Origin of the sequence: Pseudarthrobacter albicanus (assembly GCF_018224015.1) — a bacterium.
Taxonomy (GTDB): Bacteria; Actinomycetota; Actinomycetes; order Actinomycetales; family Micrococcaceae; genus Arthrobacter; species Arthrobacter albicanus.
Genome location: NZ_JAGPOT010000065.1, coordinates 19,850 through 35,645, shown reverse-complemented (window position 1 = coordinate 35,645; position 15,796 = coordinate 19,850). Strand labels below are relative to the sequence as shown.

Here is a 15,796-nt window from a genome sequence, read left to right as displayed (position 1 = left end):
ACGATGCCGTAGCCGGGGAGCCGGGCCGGTTCGCTGTCGCCCTGGAACAGGGTCCGGTCGGTCATGACGAGCTGGATCTGGACCCCGGTGATCCCGCCGGGGGTCCCGGTGACCCGCTCGACCAGGGCATCGGCCATGAGCTGCCCGCGGGAGCGGGGGTCCCCGCCGGAGCGCAGGGCCGCGGCGTGCCCGTTCAGGGCCGTGTAGACCGCGACGCCCTCCCTGGCCGGGAGCAGCGCGGTCAGGTACGTCATGGTATCCGGCGCCGGGCGGAGGCTGACATGCCGGTCCGTGGCCGCGTGGGCGGCCCGGTCCGCGACCGGGCGCGGGTCCCTCCGGTACGCCGCGGCGCGGGCCGCGGCCGTGACCGCACGGTCCCCGGCGCCGGTGAACGTGCCGGTGTCCGCGGCGAGCTCCCCGTCCACGGCGGCCCGGTCCGCGGCGGACAGGCACGCCGTCTCGCGGACCAGGAGCGTGGCGCGCCATTCGTTCAGGTCCCCGGCGGCCAGCGCGGCCAGCGTCCGCGGCATCTCCGTCACGAGTGCCTTCGCCAGGCCCAGCAGCCGGCCCCAGCGGGACGGGGATTCCCGCCGGGCCAGGGCGATCTGCGCCCCGACGCCTTTTCCCAGCTCCGCCGCGGGCACCCCCGCGCAGGCCTGGGCGCGGCGCTCCAGGGCATCGAAGGCCACGGCGATCCGGGCCTGCGCCGCCGCCGCGGCGGACTTCAAATCCTCCAGCTCCCGCAACTGGGCGATCAGCCCTGCACCGTCCCCGCACGGCCGGACGGCAGCCAGGGAGCTGGCCAGGGAGCCGGCCAGGTTTCTGACCGCCATACCTTCCGATACCGCCGGAGCCGATTCCGGCTCCTGATTGCCGTTCATGAGCCAAGTTAATCAGGCACCTCCGACAGTATTAGCCCGAGGATCCGCTGGAGATGTCGCCGTGCGGCGCCGGCGTCCAGCGCGGGTCAGCGCCCTGCAGTCCCCGCCCGGTGGAAGCAACGCGGGGTCACTTCGCGCCCATAATCCCCCGCCGGATGGGCCGTAAGTGACCCCGCGTTGCTCTTCAGCGGTGAACTAGGCTGGAGCGGTGACCCGCCTCATTCTTGCCTCCCAGTCCCCCGCCCGCACCAAACTGCTGAGCCACGCCGGCATCGCCCACGAGGTCCTCGTCTCCGACGTGGACGAGGACGCCGTCCAGGCCCGCTACGGCGTGACCGACCCGCATGACACCGCCCTCCTGCTGGCCCGCGCCAAGGCCGAGGCCGTCGCCTCGCTGCCCGAGGCGGAGGGCGCCCTCGTGATCGGCTGCGATTCCGTGTTCGAGTTCGACGGCCAGGCGCACGGCAAGCCGTACACGGCCGACGTCGCCAAGGAGCGGATGCTGAGGATGAGCGGCAGCATGGGCGTTCTGCACACCGGGCACTGGCTCGTCGACTGCCGCGACACCGACACCGACACCGGGTCCGGCGGTACCGCCGCCACCGGCTCCGGTGCGACGCTCGGCTCCGTCTCCTCCGCGGAGGTGCACTTCATGGAGATGACCGAAGCGGAAATCGACACCTACATCGCCACCGGCGAGCCGCTCCAGTGCGCCGGCTCCTTCACGATCGACGGCTACGGCGGGGCCTTCATCCGCAAGGTCGACGGCGACCCGCACGCCGTCGTCGGGCTCTCCATTTCCACCCTCCGCGGGCTGCTCGCCCAGGCGAAGGTGGGCATCACCGAGCTGTGGACCGGCGGGGCCGTTGACCCCGCGGACGTTCGGGCAGAGTGAGCGATTTCCCGGCTCTTTGTAGCTTCCCTACAAAGGTTGGGCGCTTTACGCGCGGAATCCGCAAGTAATATCGGCGGAACCCACAAAACCGCGCTAGGCTCCCTGAAGGAAAGAAGGAGACGCCTTGTCAGCAAATTCGGAGCAGTCCGCAAATCCCGTGCAGCGATCAACCCAGGCAGCAACTGCCACCGGCACCCGCCGGCTGAGCAAGGTGTTGATCGCCAACCGCGGCGAAATCGCCGTACGCATCATCCGCGCCGCACGCGATGAGGGGATCGCCTCCGTGGCGGTCTACGCGGACCCGGACCGCGACGCACTGCACGTCAAGCTGGCGGACGAGGCCTACGCGCTCGGAGGCAACACGGCCGCCGAGTCCTACCTCGTGATGGACAAGCTGATCGAGGTGGCGCACCGCGCCGGCGCCGACGCCATCCATCCCGGCTACGGCTTCCTGGCCGAGAACGCCGAATTCGCCGCCAGGGTGATCGACGCCGGCATCACCTGGATAGGCCCCTCCCCCGCGGCGATCTCCGCCCTGGGCGACAAGGTCCAGGCCCGCCACATCGCCGAGAAGGTGGGCGCACCGCAGGTCCCCGGCACGGCGGACCCGGTGGAATCCGCCGAGGAAATCCTCGAGTTCGTGGACAAGTTCGGCCTGCCGGTCGCCATCAAGGCGGCCTTCGGCGGCGGCGGCCGCGGCATCAAGGTGGCCCGCACCCGCGAGGAAATCCCCGAACTGTTCGAATCCGCCGTGCGTGAGGCCGTCGCTGCCTTCGGCCGCGGCGAATGCTTCATCGAACGCTTCCTGGACGCCCCGCGCCACGTCGAGACCCAGTGCCTCGCCGACGCGCACGGCAACGTCGTGGTCATCTCCACCCGCGACTGCTCGCTGCAGCGCCGCAACCAGAAGCTCGTCGAAGAGGCCCCGGCGCCCTTCCTGACCGAAGAGCAGGACCGCCGCCTCTACGAATCCTCCAAGGCCATCCTCAAGGAGGCCGGCTACCTCGGCGCCGGCACCTGCGAGTTCCTCGTGGGCCAGGACGGCACCATCTCCTTCCTCGAGGTCAACACCCGCCTGCAGGTGGAGCACTGCGTCTCCGAGGAAGTCACGGGGATCGACCTGGTCCGCGAGCAGTTCCGGCTGGCCTGCGGCGAGGAGCTCGGCTACGGCGATCCCGAGGTCCGCGGCCACTCGTTCGAATTCCGCATCACCGGCGAGGATCCGGGCCGGAACTTCATGCCGTCCCCGGGAACCATCACCCGGCTGTTGAACCCCACCGGCCCCGGCGTCCGCATCGATTCCGGGGTGGAGCAGGGCGACGTCATCAGCGGCAACTTCGACTCGATGCTCTCCAAGCTGATCGTCACCGGCGCCACCCGTACCCAGGCTCTCCAGCGCGCCCGCCGCGCCCTCGAGGAGATGGTGGTGGAGGGCATCCCCACCGTCATCCCCTTCGATCTGGCCGTCGTCACCAACCCGGACTTCGCTCCCGCCGAAGGCCCGTTCAAGATCCACACCCGCTGGATCGAGACCGCCTTCGTCAACGACATCCCGGCGTGGACACCCACCGGCACCGACGTTGAAGCGGACGACGCCGGCGAACGCCAGCGCGTCGTCGTCGAGGTCGGCGGCAAGCGCCTTGAGGTGGTGCTGCCGGCGTCGCTGGGTTCCCTGGCCGGCGCGGGCGGCGGCCGCGGCGCCAAGCCCGCCAAGGCGAAGAAGCGTTCCCGCACCGGCGGCGCGGCAGCGGCGGCCAGCGGCAACGCGCTCACCTCTCCGATGCAGGGCACCATCGTGAAGGTGGCCGTGGACGAGGGCGACACCGTCGCCGAGGGGGACCTCGTCGTCGTGCTTGAGGCGATGAAGATGGAACAGCCGCTCACCGCGCACCGGGCCGGAATCGTGACCGGGCTCTCGGCAGCTGCCGGCGCGACCGTCTCCGCCGGCGCCGTGATCGCCCTGATCGAGGACATCGCAGCGGAGTAGACCGGGCCTGGCGCCGGGCCCGGCACTGCTCTGGCGCAGGGCGCGGCGCGCCTCTGGCGCACTGCGTCCGGCCCGTGCAGACTTGGGTGGTGAAGCCATTCCTGCTTCTCGCCTCGCGCGCCGAGGACGGGGCCGCCGAGGACGAATACCGCGCCTACCTGCGCTACGCGGGGCTTGCGGCGGAGCAACTGCACCGGATCCGGATGGAAGCCGCACCGCTCCCGGAGCTGGACCTCACGCAGTATTCCGGGGTGATTGTGGGCGGAAGCCCCTACACCTCCAGCGATCCCCCCGGGCTGAAGAGCGCCGCCCAGCACCGGGTGGAACGCGAACTCGCCGCGCTGCTGGACCGGATCGTGGCCGAGGATTTCCCGTTCCTGGGCGCCTGCTACGGGGTCGGGACGCTGGGCCTGCACCAGGGCGCGGTGATTGACAGGACCTACGGCGAAGGGCTTGGCGGCGTGACGATCAGCCTGACGCCGGAGGGGATGCAGGATCCCCTCCTGAAGGGAATGCCGGAGCACTTCACGGCCTTCACCGGTCACAAGGAGGCCTGCACCGTCCTGCCCGCGCACGCGGTGCTGCTGGCAAGCTCTGCCGCCTGCCCGGTGCAGATGTTCCGGATCAAGAGCAACCTGTACGCCACCCAGTTCCACCCGGAGCTCGACGCCGAAGGGCTGGTCACCCGGATCGACATCTACCGCCACGCCGGATATTTTCCGCCCGAATCGGCCGAAATGCTCATGGAGAACGCCCGGACGTTCAGCGCGACGGAGCCGATGAAGATCCTGCGCAACTTCGCGGAACGCTACGCCAGCTGACCCGCGCCGCCTCCGCACCGCCCTTTCCGCCAGCCAGCCCGCCTCTGCCCTTCCTGCCCGGTTGCTTTCCGCCGGACACCGAAATGCCCGGCGTGTTCAGCGAACACACCGGGCATTTCCGATTGAAACCGGGGAGGAGCGTCAGGCCACGTTGTTCTCGTAGTCGAGGTCCCTGGTTTCCTTGCTCAGGAACAGCGCGATCAGCGTCAGCACGGACATGACGGTCAGGTAGACGCCGACCAGCACGGGGCTGCCCTTCGCCAACTCCCACAGCCAGACGGCGATGAACGGGGCAACCGCAGCGCCGAGGATGCTAGAGACGTTGTAGCTGATGGCGGAGCCGGTGTACCGGACGTTCGTGGGGAACAGCTCGGGCAGCAACGCACCCATGGGCCCGAAGGTGAGGCCCATGAGGGTGAAGCCCAGGATGAGCACGGCCATTGCGCCCACGAAGCCGCCGCTGAACAGCGGGACAAACAGCAGGCCGAAGACGAAGATGCCGGCGGTGACGGCGATCAGCATCCTGCGGCGGCCGTACTTTTCGGCCAGCGGCCCGGAGACCAGGGTGAAGATGCCGAAGAACACGACGCCGACGATCAGCATCCAGAGGAAGTCGTTGCGGGTGTACCCCAGGCCGGGGACGAAGGCGGCGGCCGCGGCTTCGGTCATCGGCTTGCCGGCCTTCTCGGCGGCGGCCTTGGCGGCATCCAGGCTGGAGGCGCGCGTGCCGTAGGTGAGGGTGAACGTCGTCATCAGGTAGAAGAGCACGTACGTGGCGAGCATGATGAACGTGCCCAGGATGAGCGGGCGCCAGCTGGTCTTGAAGACCCGGGCGACCGGCAGCTTGGCGACCTCGTTGGACTCGAGCACCTTGGTGAACGCGGGGGTTTCGATCAGCTTGAGGCGGACATAGAGGCCGATGATGACCATGACGGCGCTGACGAGGAACGGCACACGCCAGCCCCAGGCCTCGAACGCGGCCGGCGTCAGGGTGTAGCTGAACACCAGGAACAGGACGTTGGCGATGATGAAGCCGATCGGTGCACCCAGCTGCGGGAACGTGCCGTAAACGGCGCGCTTGTTCGCGGGGGCGTTCTCGGTGGCCAGCAGGGCCGCGCCGCTCCATTCGCCGCCGAGGGCCAGGCCCTGGGCGAAGCGCATGACAACGAGCAGGGCCGGCGCCCAGAAGGTCCAGCCCGGGACCAGGGCCGTGGGCAGGCAGCCGATCAGGAAGGTGGCAATACCCATGGTCAGCAGCGACGCCACCAGCGTGCCCTTGCGGCCGAACTTGTCACCGAAGTGGCCAAAGACAATGGACCCGAGCGGGCGGGCGACGAACGCGACGCCGAAGACGGCGAAGGAGCTCAGCAGCTGGGTGGTCTCGTTCTGTCCCGGGAAGAACAGCTTGGGGAAAACCAGCACTGCAGCTGTGGCGTAGACGTAGAAATCGTAGAACTCAACGGTGGTGCCGATCAGGCTGGCGACGATCACGCGGCCGCGCGAGTTCCCCTGTTTCGCGGACGCCTGCTTCGACAGGTTGACGCTGGATGACATGTAGTAGCACTTTCATGAAGACCGGGCCGCGCCCGGTAAGGGACCGGTTAAAGGATAAGTAGGCTTCCATACTAGTTCCCGCCGTCCAGCAAATGGACAAACTGTCCAATATGTGGACAAAGGTGGCTATTTCACGGCCTGGCCCCCAGGCTACGCCCCGCGGCTTCTCCTCACGCCGTCACGTAGGCCCCGATAGGCAAACGTCACAGCACGTTAACAAACGGCGACGGTCCCGGAAACGCGGGAACCCTACCGTGGAAGGACCACATCCCAAGGAGGTCTCCTAAGTGACTGCTGAACGCACCGAAGATGTCCGCGCCACCCCGGCCGCCGACACCGCAACCCTCGAGCATGCCCCCACCCATGCCCCCGCCCTTGAATTCCGCCCCGGACGATGGATCGCCAACTGGGATGCCGAGAACAAGGAGCAGTGGGCGTCCAGCGGCCGTTCCATTGCCAGGCGCAACCTGAACTGGTCCATCTTCGCCGAATTCCTCGGCTTCGTCGTGTGGCAGCTGTGGTCCATCGTGGTGGTCCAGCTCCCCGCGGCAGGCTTCACCTTCTCCACTAACGAGATCTTCTGGCTGATCTCCATGCCCAGCCTGGTCGGCGCCACCCTCCGGATCCCCTACACGTTCATGGTCCCCCGCTTCGGCGGCCGCAACTGGACCATCGTCTCCGCCCTGCTGCTGCTGATCCCGTCCATCGGGCTCGCACTGTGCGTCTCCAATCCGGCGACCCCCTTCGGCGTGATGCTGCTCGTGGCGGCCCTGGCCGGCTTCGGCGGCGGAAACTTCGCCAGCTCCATGTCCAACATCACCTTCTTCTACCCGGCCCGCGAAAAAGGCTGGGCCCTGGGCCTGAACGCCGCCGGCGGAAACATGGGTGCCGCCGTCGCACAGCTTGCCGTCCCGATCGCCATCACGCTGCTGGCAGCCGGCACCATCAACCTGCCGGTGGCCGGACTCATGTGGGTCCCGCTGATCCTGCTCGCGGCGTTCGGGGCCTGGAAGTACATGGACAACCTCACCAGCGCCAAGGGCGACGTGGCCGGTTCCCTCGCCGCGCTGAAGGAACCGCACCTGTGGATCATGGCGCTGCTGTACATCGGCACCTTCGGTTCGTTCATCGGCTTCGCCGGTGTGTTCCCCAAGCTCATCAAGGACTACTTCCCGGCGTTCTCCTCGATCGGAGTGGGCACCGTGGCACTCTCGCTGGCCTTCCTCGGCCCGCTGGTCGGCTCGCTGGCGCGCCCCTACGGCGGCCGGATGGCGGACCGGATGGGCGGAGCACGCATGACCGTCACAGCCTTCGCCGCCATGGCCGTCATCACGCTGACCATGATCTGGACGCTGCCGCTGAAGAACTTCTGGCTCTTCCTGGTCCTGTTCCTGTTCCTCTTCACCGCCAGCGGCTTCGGGAACGGCGCCACCTACCGGATGATCCCGGTCATCTTCGCCACTTCCAGCCGGGCGGCACGCAACGGAGCCAGCACGGTGGCCACCCAGCGCCTCGCATCCTCGGCGCTTGGCCTGATCTCGGCGATCGGCGCCTACGGCGGCTTCGTCATCCCGCAGGTGCTGAACGCCTCCAACACCGCCAGCGGCTCGTATACACCGGCGTTCTACGGCTTCGTCGGGGCCTACGTCCTGATGCTGGTTGTCTGCTGGGCCTGCTACATCCGCAACGCCCACCGAAACGGAAAAGGACACGTCTAACATGACCAACGGCGCCGACACGCACTGCCCTTACTGCGCCCTGCAGTGCGCCATGACGCTCAAGTCCCCAGCGGCTCTGACCCCGGCTGTCCAGCCGGGGTCAGACCCCGTGCCGGCGCCGTCTGCTGCACCCGTTCTCGAGGTGACCGGCCGGGACTTCCCCACCAACCGCGGCGGGCTGTGCCGCAAGGGCTGGACCTCGGCGTCGCTCCTGAACCACCCGGGCCGCGTCACCGAGCCCCTGCTGAAGGGGCCCGACGGCGTCCACCGCCCGGTCGGCTGGGATGAGGCGCTGGCGCTCATCACCACAGCGGTGAAGGACACCCGCGCCAGGTATGGGGCGGACGCCGTCGGCGTGTTCGGCGGCGGCGGGCTCACCAACGAGAAGGCCTACCAGCTGGGCAAGTTCGCCCGGCTGGCGCTGGGGACCTCGCGGATCGACTACAACGGCCGGTTCTGCATGTCCTCGGCCGCCGCCGCCGGGATGCGCGCCTTCGGCCTGGACCGCGGCCTGCCCTTCCCGCTGGCGGACCTCGACGCCGCCAGCACCATCCTGATGCTCGGCTCCAACGTCGCCGAGACCATGCCGCCGTTCGTGCAGCACCTGCAGGGCGCGCGCGACGCCGGCGGGCTGATCGTGGTGGACCCCCGCCGCTCCGCCACCGCGGCATTCACGGCCGACGGCGGCGGCCTGCACCTGCAGCCGCTGCCCGGCACCGACCTCGCCCTGCTGCTGGGCCTGGCCCACGTGGTGATCCACGAAGGCCTCGCCGACGCCGGCTACCTCGCCGAGCGCACCACCGGGTACGAGGCCCTGGCCCGCAGCGTCAACGCCTTCTGGCCCGAACGCGTGCAGTCCCTCACCGGCGTCCCCGCCGGGCTGATCCGGGACACGGCCCGGCGGCTGGCCGACGGCGCCACCCGGGGCGGCAGCTACATCCTGACCGGCCGCGGCGTGGAACAGCACGTCGACGGCACGGACACCGCCACCGCCGCCATCAACCTGGCCCTGCTGCTGGGCCTGCCGGGCTCCGCGCGCAGCGGCTACGGCACGCTGACCGGCCAGGGCAACGGCCAGGGCGGCCGCGAACACGGCCAGAAGGCGGACCAGCTGCCCGGCTACCGCAAGATCACCGACCCCGCCGCCCGCGCCCACGTGGCTGCCGTGTGGGGCGTGCCGGAAGCGCTGATCCCCGGTCCCGGCCTGCCCGCCGTCGAACTGCTGAAGTCGCTCGGAGAGCCCGACGGCGTCCGCTGCCTCTTCGTGCACGCCTCCAATATCGCGGTGGCCTCCCCCGATGCCAATTCGGTCCTTGCAGGGCTGCGCAGCCTGGACTTCCTGGTGGTCTGCGACTTCTTCATGTCCGAGACGGCTGCCGAAGCGGACCTGGTCCTGCCCGTGCTCCAGTGGGCCGAGGAGGAAGGCACGCTGACCAATCTCGAGGGCCGCGTCCTCCGCCGGCGCCGCGCCCTGGCTCCCCCGCCCGGGGCCCGCAGCGAACTGTGGATCATGGCCCGGCTGGCCGAGGCCCTCGATGCGCCGTCGACCTTCAGCGAGGACCCGGAAACCGTCTTCGAGGAGCTCCGGCTGGCGTCCGCCGGCGGCCTCGCGGACTACTCCGGGATCGACTACGCCATGCTGGACCGCGGCGAGGCTGCCTACTGGCCCTATCCGGTGGGCAGCACCGGCACGCCGCGGCTGTTCCTGGACGGCTTCGCGCACGCCGGCGGCAAGGCCGTTCTGACCCCGGTGGCGCCCCGCCGCCGTCGTACCCCCGCCGCTAATCCGGATCCGGCCGCCAAAACCATGACGCTCATCACCGGCCGCCTGCTGGAGCACTACCAGTCCGGGGCGCAGACCCGCCGGGTCTCCGAACTGCTGGCCGCCCAGCCCGAGGCGAAGCTGCAGATCCACCCCGGCGCCGCGGCCGCCATGGGCATCAGCGACGGTTCTTTGGTGTCCGTGGCCAACGAGCGCGGCGAGGTGCTCTGCCGGGCCGAACTCAGCACGGCGATCCGGACGGAAACGGTCTTCCTGCCGTTCCACTTCCCGGAGCTGGAGAGCGCCAACCGGCTGACGGAAGCCGCCACGGACCCCATTTCCGGGATGCCCGAATTCAAGTTCAACAAGGTGTGGGTCCGGGCGGCCAGTGATGCCCGGACGCAGAACAGCGTTCTTCAGACATCGGAGGCCTCATGAGCGAGCGGATTGTTGTTGTCGGTTTCGGCCCGGTGGCCGCCAGGCTGGTCGACGAGCTGCTCCCGGCCGTGCGCAGCGGCCTGGCGCACCTGACCGTGATCGGTGAGGAGGCCGACGCCGCGTACAACCGGGTGCTCGTCGCTGACCTGGGGGTCGGGCGCACGACGGCGGAGGCGCTGGCCCTCGCCGATGCGGCGGCGTTGATTGCCGACGGCGTCGACGTCCGGCTGGGCGTCCGGGTCCGCCGGGTGGACCGTGCCCGCCAGCGGCTGGTCCTCAGCGACGGCACCTCGCCCGGCTACGACCGGCTGGTCTTCGCCACCGGGTCCCGGCCGGTGATCCCCAACCTGACCGGGCTGAACCCGGATCCGGCCGCCCCCGTGCTGCCCGCGGGCGTGACCGCGCTCCGGGACCTGGCCGACGCGTCAGTGCTGCGCGAGGCTGTGGCCGGGGGCAAGCGCGTGGTGGTCCTGGGCGGCGGCGTGCTGGGCCTGGAAACCGCCCTCGCCGCGGCCGAGGAAGGCGCCACCGTGACCGTGGTGCACAACGGCCCGCACCCGCTGGGCCGCAACATCGACCGCGGCGGCGGCGCCGTGCTCGCGGCGAGCCTGCGGGACTGCGGCGTCCGGGTGGCCGGCAATGCGCGCTCCACCGGGGTGGAGCACAACGGGCCCGACGGCGGTTTCTCGGCCCTGCTGCTCGATGACGGTTCCGCGATCGACGGCGAGCTGCTGGTGCTCTCCTGCGGTGTCCGGCCGCGGACCGAACTGGCTGAAGGCTGCGGGCTCTCGACGGCGGCGGGGATCCTGGTGGACCACAAGCTCCGGTCGCACCACGAGCCGCACATTTTCGCGATCGGCGACTGCGCCGAGGTCCGCTGCCCCGATCCTCATTGTCTGGAGTGCCGGACGGCACGGGGCCCGTCCGGGCTGGTGGGTCCGGGCTGGCGGCAGGCCGAATGGCTCGCCGAATATCTGGTGCTGCTGGCTTCCGGTTCGCCTTCGGAGGCGGAGTCCCTGCCGGAGCTGGCGGCGGAGCAGCCGGGCGTGATTGTCCTGAAGGCCCGCGGGCTGAACATGGCCGTGGCCGGGGATGTTTCCGCAGAACCGTGGGACGAGGAGGCCCTGACCGCCGGGGCGTCGGACGGACGGGCGCGGCGGCAGATCGCCCAGTGGGCCGATCCCGAGCACGGCCGCTACGTGAAGATGACCACCCGTGCCGGGGTGCTCGAGGGCCTCGTGGCCGTGGGCATGCCCCGGACCGCGGCCGAACTGGTGCAGCTCTTTGAACGCGGCGCCGAGCTCCCCGCGGATAGGTCTTTGCTGCTGCGCTTGGACGGGCCGGACCAGGCTTCTACTGGTGGCGCCACCGATCCGGAGCGGACCGTGTGCCGGTGTGCCGGCGTCAGCGGGACGAAGATTGCCGCTGCGGTTGCCGGCGGGTGCGGGACGGTGGCCGAGGTGTCAGGCGCGACGCGGGCGGGGACCGGGTGTGGCGGGTGTCATGACGACATCAAGGGGATTATCGAGAAGCATTTTCAGGGGGCGGTGGCGTAAGGCACATTGAACTCGGGCAGCCGAAATTTCTTCACGCACAGTCCAGCATCCTCTGCGTGGTAGCCGCGCCACCGGGAAGTGCTAGGAGAACACCGCCGACTTATTCGTCTGAATCCGGTAGCGGAACTCAACCTGATGCTGGCCGTCGTCTGCAGACTCCCTTGTGACGACCCGGTCAAGCAGAAGGACGACGTAGTAGCCAGCCAAGTTCCGCAGTATGGCTGCGTCACCTACTTTGATCGTGCGATGTCGCGAGGAAGAATCGAACAGATTTGCGTCCGCAATTTCCTCAAAGTCCGTAACGTTCGGCGCCAATGCCACCGTGTGAATATTGGGAGGATCTTGGAGAACATAGATTGATCCGTGTCCCGCTTCAGACATAGAAATTGTGAACGCCATGTCTCCGGACCCGATCACGTAGTGGCCACTGTTGTTCGTGTAGTCGAAGGCGACGCCACCCGATGCGGCCGGGGACACGTAACGCGCCGCGTCGTTCCTGAGAGCGTTGGGGACCTCGGCTGGCGGCATCAAGTTGAAGGGGTTCCTCCCGAGGGGCGGCACTGCCTGAATTTGTCGTCCATGGATGTCGTGAAGCAGCTCTGCGTACTTTTCTTCATAGTTTGCGTCGTCTAGAAAGTCGACATACTTGGCGGAGCCAAGGAAGGCTGCCATCTTGGGGCTGGAAGTCCTGTTCCTTATGACAGGTATCACGAGCTCAGAGCCAAGGTCGTCCATGAGCCTTGGTGTCAGCATATTCTTCTCATAACCCACACCACCTGTTGGTGCGTTCGCTTTCGCGACGTACTGGTCACTACAGACGACGATGACGCGGTCAGCTGAAGTAATGCCTGACTCCATGAAGGACGCCAGGTCGGAACCCAGTCTGGTGTCCCACACGTCGAGAAGAACATCCACGCCGTTGCTCCTGAGGCGGGTTGCAAGTTGGAGCACCCATGCTTGATGCTCGTCGTTATCCCATGCGTACGACATGAAAGCACGGGGGGCCTCGGTAGTTGAGGTCAAGGTCATCCATTTCTGATCTGTGATTCAGGAAATTCATACTGTACAGCCGCCGCCGCACTGCTGGCACGCGACGCTTCATGGACCCCGACCTCGGGGACTAGGGGCTTCGGCCGCAGTGGGCGCGGCGCGGCTGATTGAACAGCGATGTATCCCATTGAATAGGGACAGGCCAAACGTGCCTAGCCGAACGCAAAGGTGAGACGACAGGCGCTTGGTACTCTCGTCAGGTGCGCATCAATGCGCCAACTGAGGGGAACACATGGTCGCGTCTCAACCACCCGGGTGGTACCCCGTCCGCGGGTATGAAAACCTAGTCAATCTCTTGCAATGGTGGAATGGAACTGAATGGGAGATTCGCCTCGGACACGTCGTCGAGGACGCCGAAAGGGATGCCCGGAAGGCTGAACTGGTCAAACTGCAGTCAGAGATTGATGCTGCCAAAGTGGAACTGAAGAATCTGCGGGAGGCTGCCGAGAGGACCCCGACGGACGACCTACCTGCCGTCCTCGGCCTTAACGACTACCGGACTATTGCGGACAATTCTGAGTCTGTCATGACGGAAATAAAGTCGCTCCGGTCCCAGGCGAAATTGATTCTCCGCAACAAGTCTGTGGTGTCGGCGACAGGCCTGTGGATGACGTCGCAAGACGGGTCAACTGTCGAGATGCCCAGAAAGTTTGCCGCGAGTCTCGGGCCCCTCCTCCTGCAGATTCTGAACCTTCAAGTCGAAATTGAAGCGACCCGGAAGACTGGCAGTTTTCATGATGGTGCCCGTCGGCTCACTAAGACCTGGTACAAGCTCAACGACATTGCCAGGGAGTTCGGGGCGCACCTGGAGGCCAAGTATTACTTATTGCGCGAAGAGGAGCTTTTGCTTCTGGACGTACATCACCGCACTGTACTAAGAGAGAAGGAAGAGGAACGTGAGCGGCGGGCAGACCTCCGCGAAGAAGCGCGGGCTCACGCCGAACTCGAGGCAGAGCGGGCGAAACTTCAAAAAGAACTGGACCACTACTACAACGTCATGGTCGCACTGGAAGCACAGGGAGACGAGACCGGAATCGCCCGGATCGAAGAGAAGATTCTTATCCTCGAAGCCGAACTGAAAGAGATCGATTTCCGCGCTGCGAACATCCGGGCGGGGTACGTGTACGTAATCTCAAACGTCGGAGCGTTCGGGCCCGACGTTGTAAAGATCGGCCTCACCCGACGGCTGGAACCACTTGACCGCATACGCGAATTGAGCAGCGCGTCAGTCCCCTACCGATACGACGTCCATGCGCTCTTTTTCTCCGCTGACGCTGTGAGTATCGAGACCATGCTGCATGGCCACTTTGATGACCGTCGGGTGAACCGGGTGAACCGCCGCAAAGAATTCTTCCGGGTGAGCCCCGCCGAAGTGCTGAACGTACTACGAAAACACGATGTCGAACTTGTCGATTGGGTCGACGAGGCGGAGGCCGAGGAGTACAGACTGGGGCTCGCCCTTGATGCTGAAACGGCACCATAGGAAGCCAGCAGAATGACGGCGGCCAAGATCATCACCTCACGATTGTGGCTGACACTTCGCGGCTCGCCGGTCCCCTCTGTAAGGACTCTACCCACAGACAGTGGCCAGGAGGACCTTCTAGGCATCCTCGCCAGCCGGGGTTTAGACCGGGCTAACCGGCACGATCTCGCTGAACACGTGCGCGTCACGCGAATCGGACACGGAACGGATCGCAGGTAGCATCGGGGCCATGAGTGCCGACGAAGAGGACGACATCACCGAAGAACTGCTGGCCGACGCCGGGAAGCTCACCGGGCTCAGCCTTGAATTGCTGGGGCTCGACCCGCACCCGGACGACATGACCGACGAGCAGCGGCTCCAGTTTGATCCGGAGGACCTCGAGGAGATGGCGGCCGTCCCGCCTGAGGAGCGCCAGAAATCCGTGCTCCAGACGCGGCTGCTGGCCGGCCTGCTGTGGAACTCGTCGAGCATCCTCCTCGACCAGCTCTTCCGTGATCTTGGCACCCTGAGCGAGCTCGAGACCCTCACCCCGGCCGACATCGCCGGGTCCTCGGTCCTGACCTCGCTGCCGCCGCAGTTCGCCGCCCGCTACGACCAGAAGTTCACGCAGAAGTTCATCGTGGTCGCGGCCGACGTCACCGCGGCCCTGGTCCGGGGCTGGACCGCCCCCGGGTGCCTCGCCGCCGAACTCGCCGTCCGCTGCCTGCTCGACCAGGCGGAAATCACCGAGGAAATCTACGAACTGGACCTCCCGGAGGACTGGCGGGCAGACGTCGAGGAAGTGCTGCTGGAGGACGCCGACAGCGAGGCGCTGTACTCGGACAGTCTCGATGATCTCGAAGATGACGCCGGACACCTGGACTTCGAGCACTGGTTCACGCCCTTCGCCCCCGGCGACACGGTCCCACCGTACGCCCGGGCCTGATCCGCGGGCGTAGCCACTCCCGCCGGCCACCGGGGTGCGCACCGCCGCGCGTGGTGCACAATGATTCAATGACCGAGCTCCTCGACTCCCTGGCTGCCAACGTCCGCCGGCTGCGCGATATGCACGGCCTGTCGCTCTCCCAATTGGGCGAGCGGTCCGGCGTGGCCAAGGGGACGCTGTTCAAGGTCGAGCGGGGCCAGACCAATCCCAACCTCGAAACCCTGCAGGCCATCGCCCAGACTTTCGAGGTCCACGTAACGCAGCTGCTGGCGCCCCCGGAGGCCCCCGCCGTCGAAATTGTCCTGGACGGCGAGGGCGAGGAAATCACGGATGAGGCCGCCGTCGGGCATGTGCTGCGCCGGCAACTGGTCCGCGCAGGCACCGTGGAAATCCACTCCAAGACCTTCCATGACGGCAAGGTCCAGCTGTCCGTCTCCCACGGCCCCGGGGCACGCGAGCACGTCTTTATCCGGACCGGATCCATCCGGTTGGGTCCGCTCGGCCACCAGGTCCTGGTTCACGCCGGCGCGTACGTCACCTACGCTGCGGACGAGACCCACCGCTGGCAGGCCGAAGGCGGCGACTGCACGCTCTGGATTGTGCACACCTTCCCCCGCACGACGGCGCTGAAGGAAGTCCCGCCGGCCGAGACCGACTAACCCCCGGCACTCCCACGCTCCTGCGCCTGCAGCCCCCGCCGCAGGCCCGCTTTCGCATGCCTCCACG

Annotated in this window: 12 protein-coding genes; 9 read left to right on the top strand and 3 right to left on the bottom strand. The window is 67.5% G+C overall.

The window, feature by feature from the left end; translation table 11 throughout:
- The coding region (locus tag J9611_RS14535; protein WP_211881146.1) for a 13E12 repeat family protein at positions 1-881 on the bottom strand (881 nt) is incomplete at its 3' end.
- 208 nt (positions 882-1,089) lie between these two features.
- Here J9611_RS14535 and J9611_RS14530 point away from each other — a divergent pair.
- The 3 genes from J9611_RS14530 (at position 1,090) to J9611_RS14520 (ending at position 4,584) form a co-directional block, all read left to right on the top strand.
- Positions 1,090-1,776, top strand: a complete 687-nt coding sequence (locus J9611_RS14530) for a Maf family protein (protein ID WP_211881144.1) — start codon at positions 1,090-1,092, stop codon at positions 1,774-1,776.
- A 124-nt stretch (positions 1,777-1,900) separates the two neighbouring features.
- Positions 1,901-3,763, top strand: a complete 1,863-nt coding sequence (locus J9611_RS14525; RefSeq protein WP_372447795.1) for an acetyl/propionyl/methylcrotonyl-CoA carboxylase subunit alpha — start codon at positions 1,901-1,903, stop codon at positions 3,761-3,763.
- Between the two features lie 89 nt (positions 3,764-3,852).
- Entirely contained in the window at positions 3,853-4,584 is a 732-nt protein-coding gene (locus tag J9611_RS14520; protein WP_211881143.1) for a glutamine amidotransferase, read from the top strand.
- Positions 4,585-4,725: 141 nt separating this feature from the next.
- Here the strand turns inward: J9611_RS14520 and J9611_RS14515 are convergent, their stop codons facing one another.
- On the bottom strand, positions 4,726-6,138 hold the full coding sequence (locus J9611_RS14515; RefSeq protein ID WP_211881141.1) for an MFS transporter: 1,413 nt from the start codon (positions 6,136-6,138) through the stop codon (positions 4,726-4,728).
- 287 nt (positions 6,139-6,425) lie between these two features.
- Between J9611_RS14515 and J9611_RS14510 the strand changes: the two genes are divergently transcribed.
- Genes J9611_RS14510 through J9611_RS14500 form a run of 3 tightly spaced genes read left to right on the top strand, consistent with a single transcriptional unit; the run spans position 6,426 to position 11,612 of the window.
- Complete coding sequence (locus J9611_RS14510) at positions 6,426-7,856, top strand: MFS transporter (RefSeq protein ID WP_307857111.1); 1,431 nt, start codon at positions 6,426-6,428, stop codon at positions 7,854-7,856.
- Between the two features lies 1 nt (position 7,857).
- On the top strand, positions 7,858-10,056 hold the full coding sequence (locus tag J9611_RS14505; protein WP_211881139.1) for a molybdopterin oxidoreductase family protein: 2,199 nt from the start codon (positions 7,858-7,860) through the stop codon (positions 10,054-10,056).
- A complete protein-coding gene (locus tag J9611_RS14500) occupies positions 10,053-11,612 on the top strand; it encodes an FAD-dependent oxidoreductase (RefSeq protein WP_211881138.1) in 1,560 nt (519 codons plus the stop codon). The genes J9611_RS14505 and J9611_RS14500 overlap by 4 nt, the downstream gene beginning before the upstream one ends.
- 81 nt (positions 11,613-11,693) lie before the next feature.
- On the opposite strand, the gene J9611_RS14495 is transcribed toward J9611_RS14500, so the two are convergent.
- Positions 11,694-12,602, bottom strand: a complete 909-nt coding sequence (locus tag J9611_RS14495; RefSeq protein WP_211881137.1) for a toll/interleukin-1 receptor domain-containing protein — start codon at positions 12,600-12,602, stop codon at positions 11,694-11,696.
- 292 nt (positions 12,603-12,894) lie between these two features.
- Between J9611_RS14495 and J9611_RS14490 the strand changes: the two genes are divergently transcribed.
- From J9611_RS14490 to J9611_RS14480, 3 genes are all read left to right on the top strand, one after another.
- Positions 12,895-14,145, top strand: coding sequence for a GIY-YIG nuclease family protein (locus J9611_RS14490; protein ID WP_211881135.1), 1,251 nt, complete (start codon positions 12,895-12,897; stop codon positions 14,143-14,145).
- A 229-nt stretch (positions 14,146-14,374) separates the two neighbouring features.
- On the top strand, positions 14,375-15,070 hold the full coding sequence (locus tag J9611_RS14485; protein ID WP_211881133.1) for a hypothetical protein: 696 nt from the start codon (positions 14,375-14,377) through the stop codon (positions 15,068-15,070).
- 68 nt (positions 15,071-15,138) lie between these two features.
- Entirely contained in the window at positions 15,139-15,729 is a 591-nt protein-coding gene (locus tag J9611_RS14480; RefSeq protein WP_211881132.1) for a helix-turn-helix domain-containing protein, read from the top strand.
- Positions 15,730-15,796: the final 67 nt, after the last annotated feature.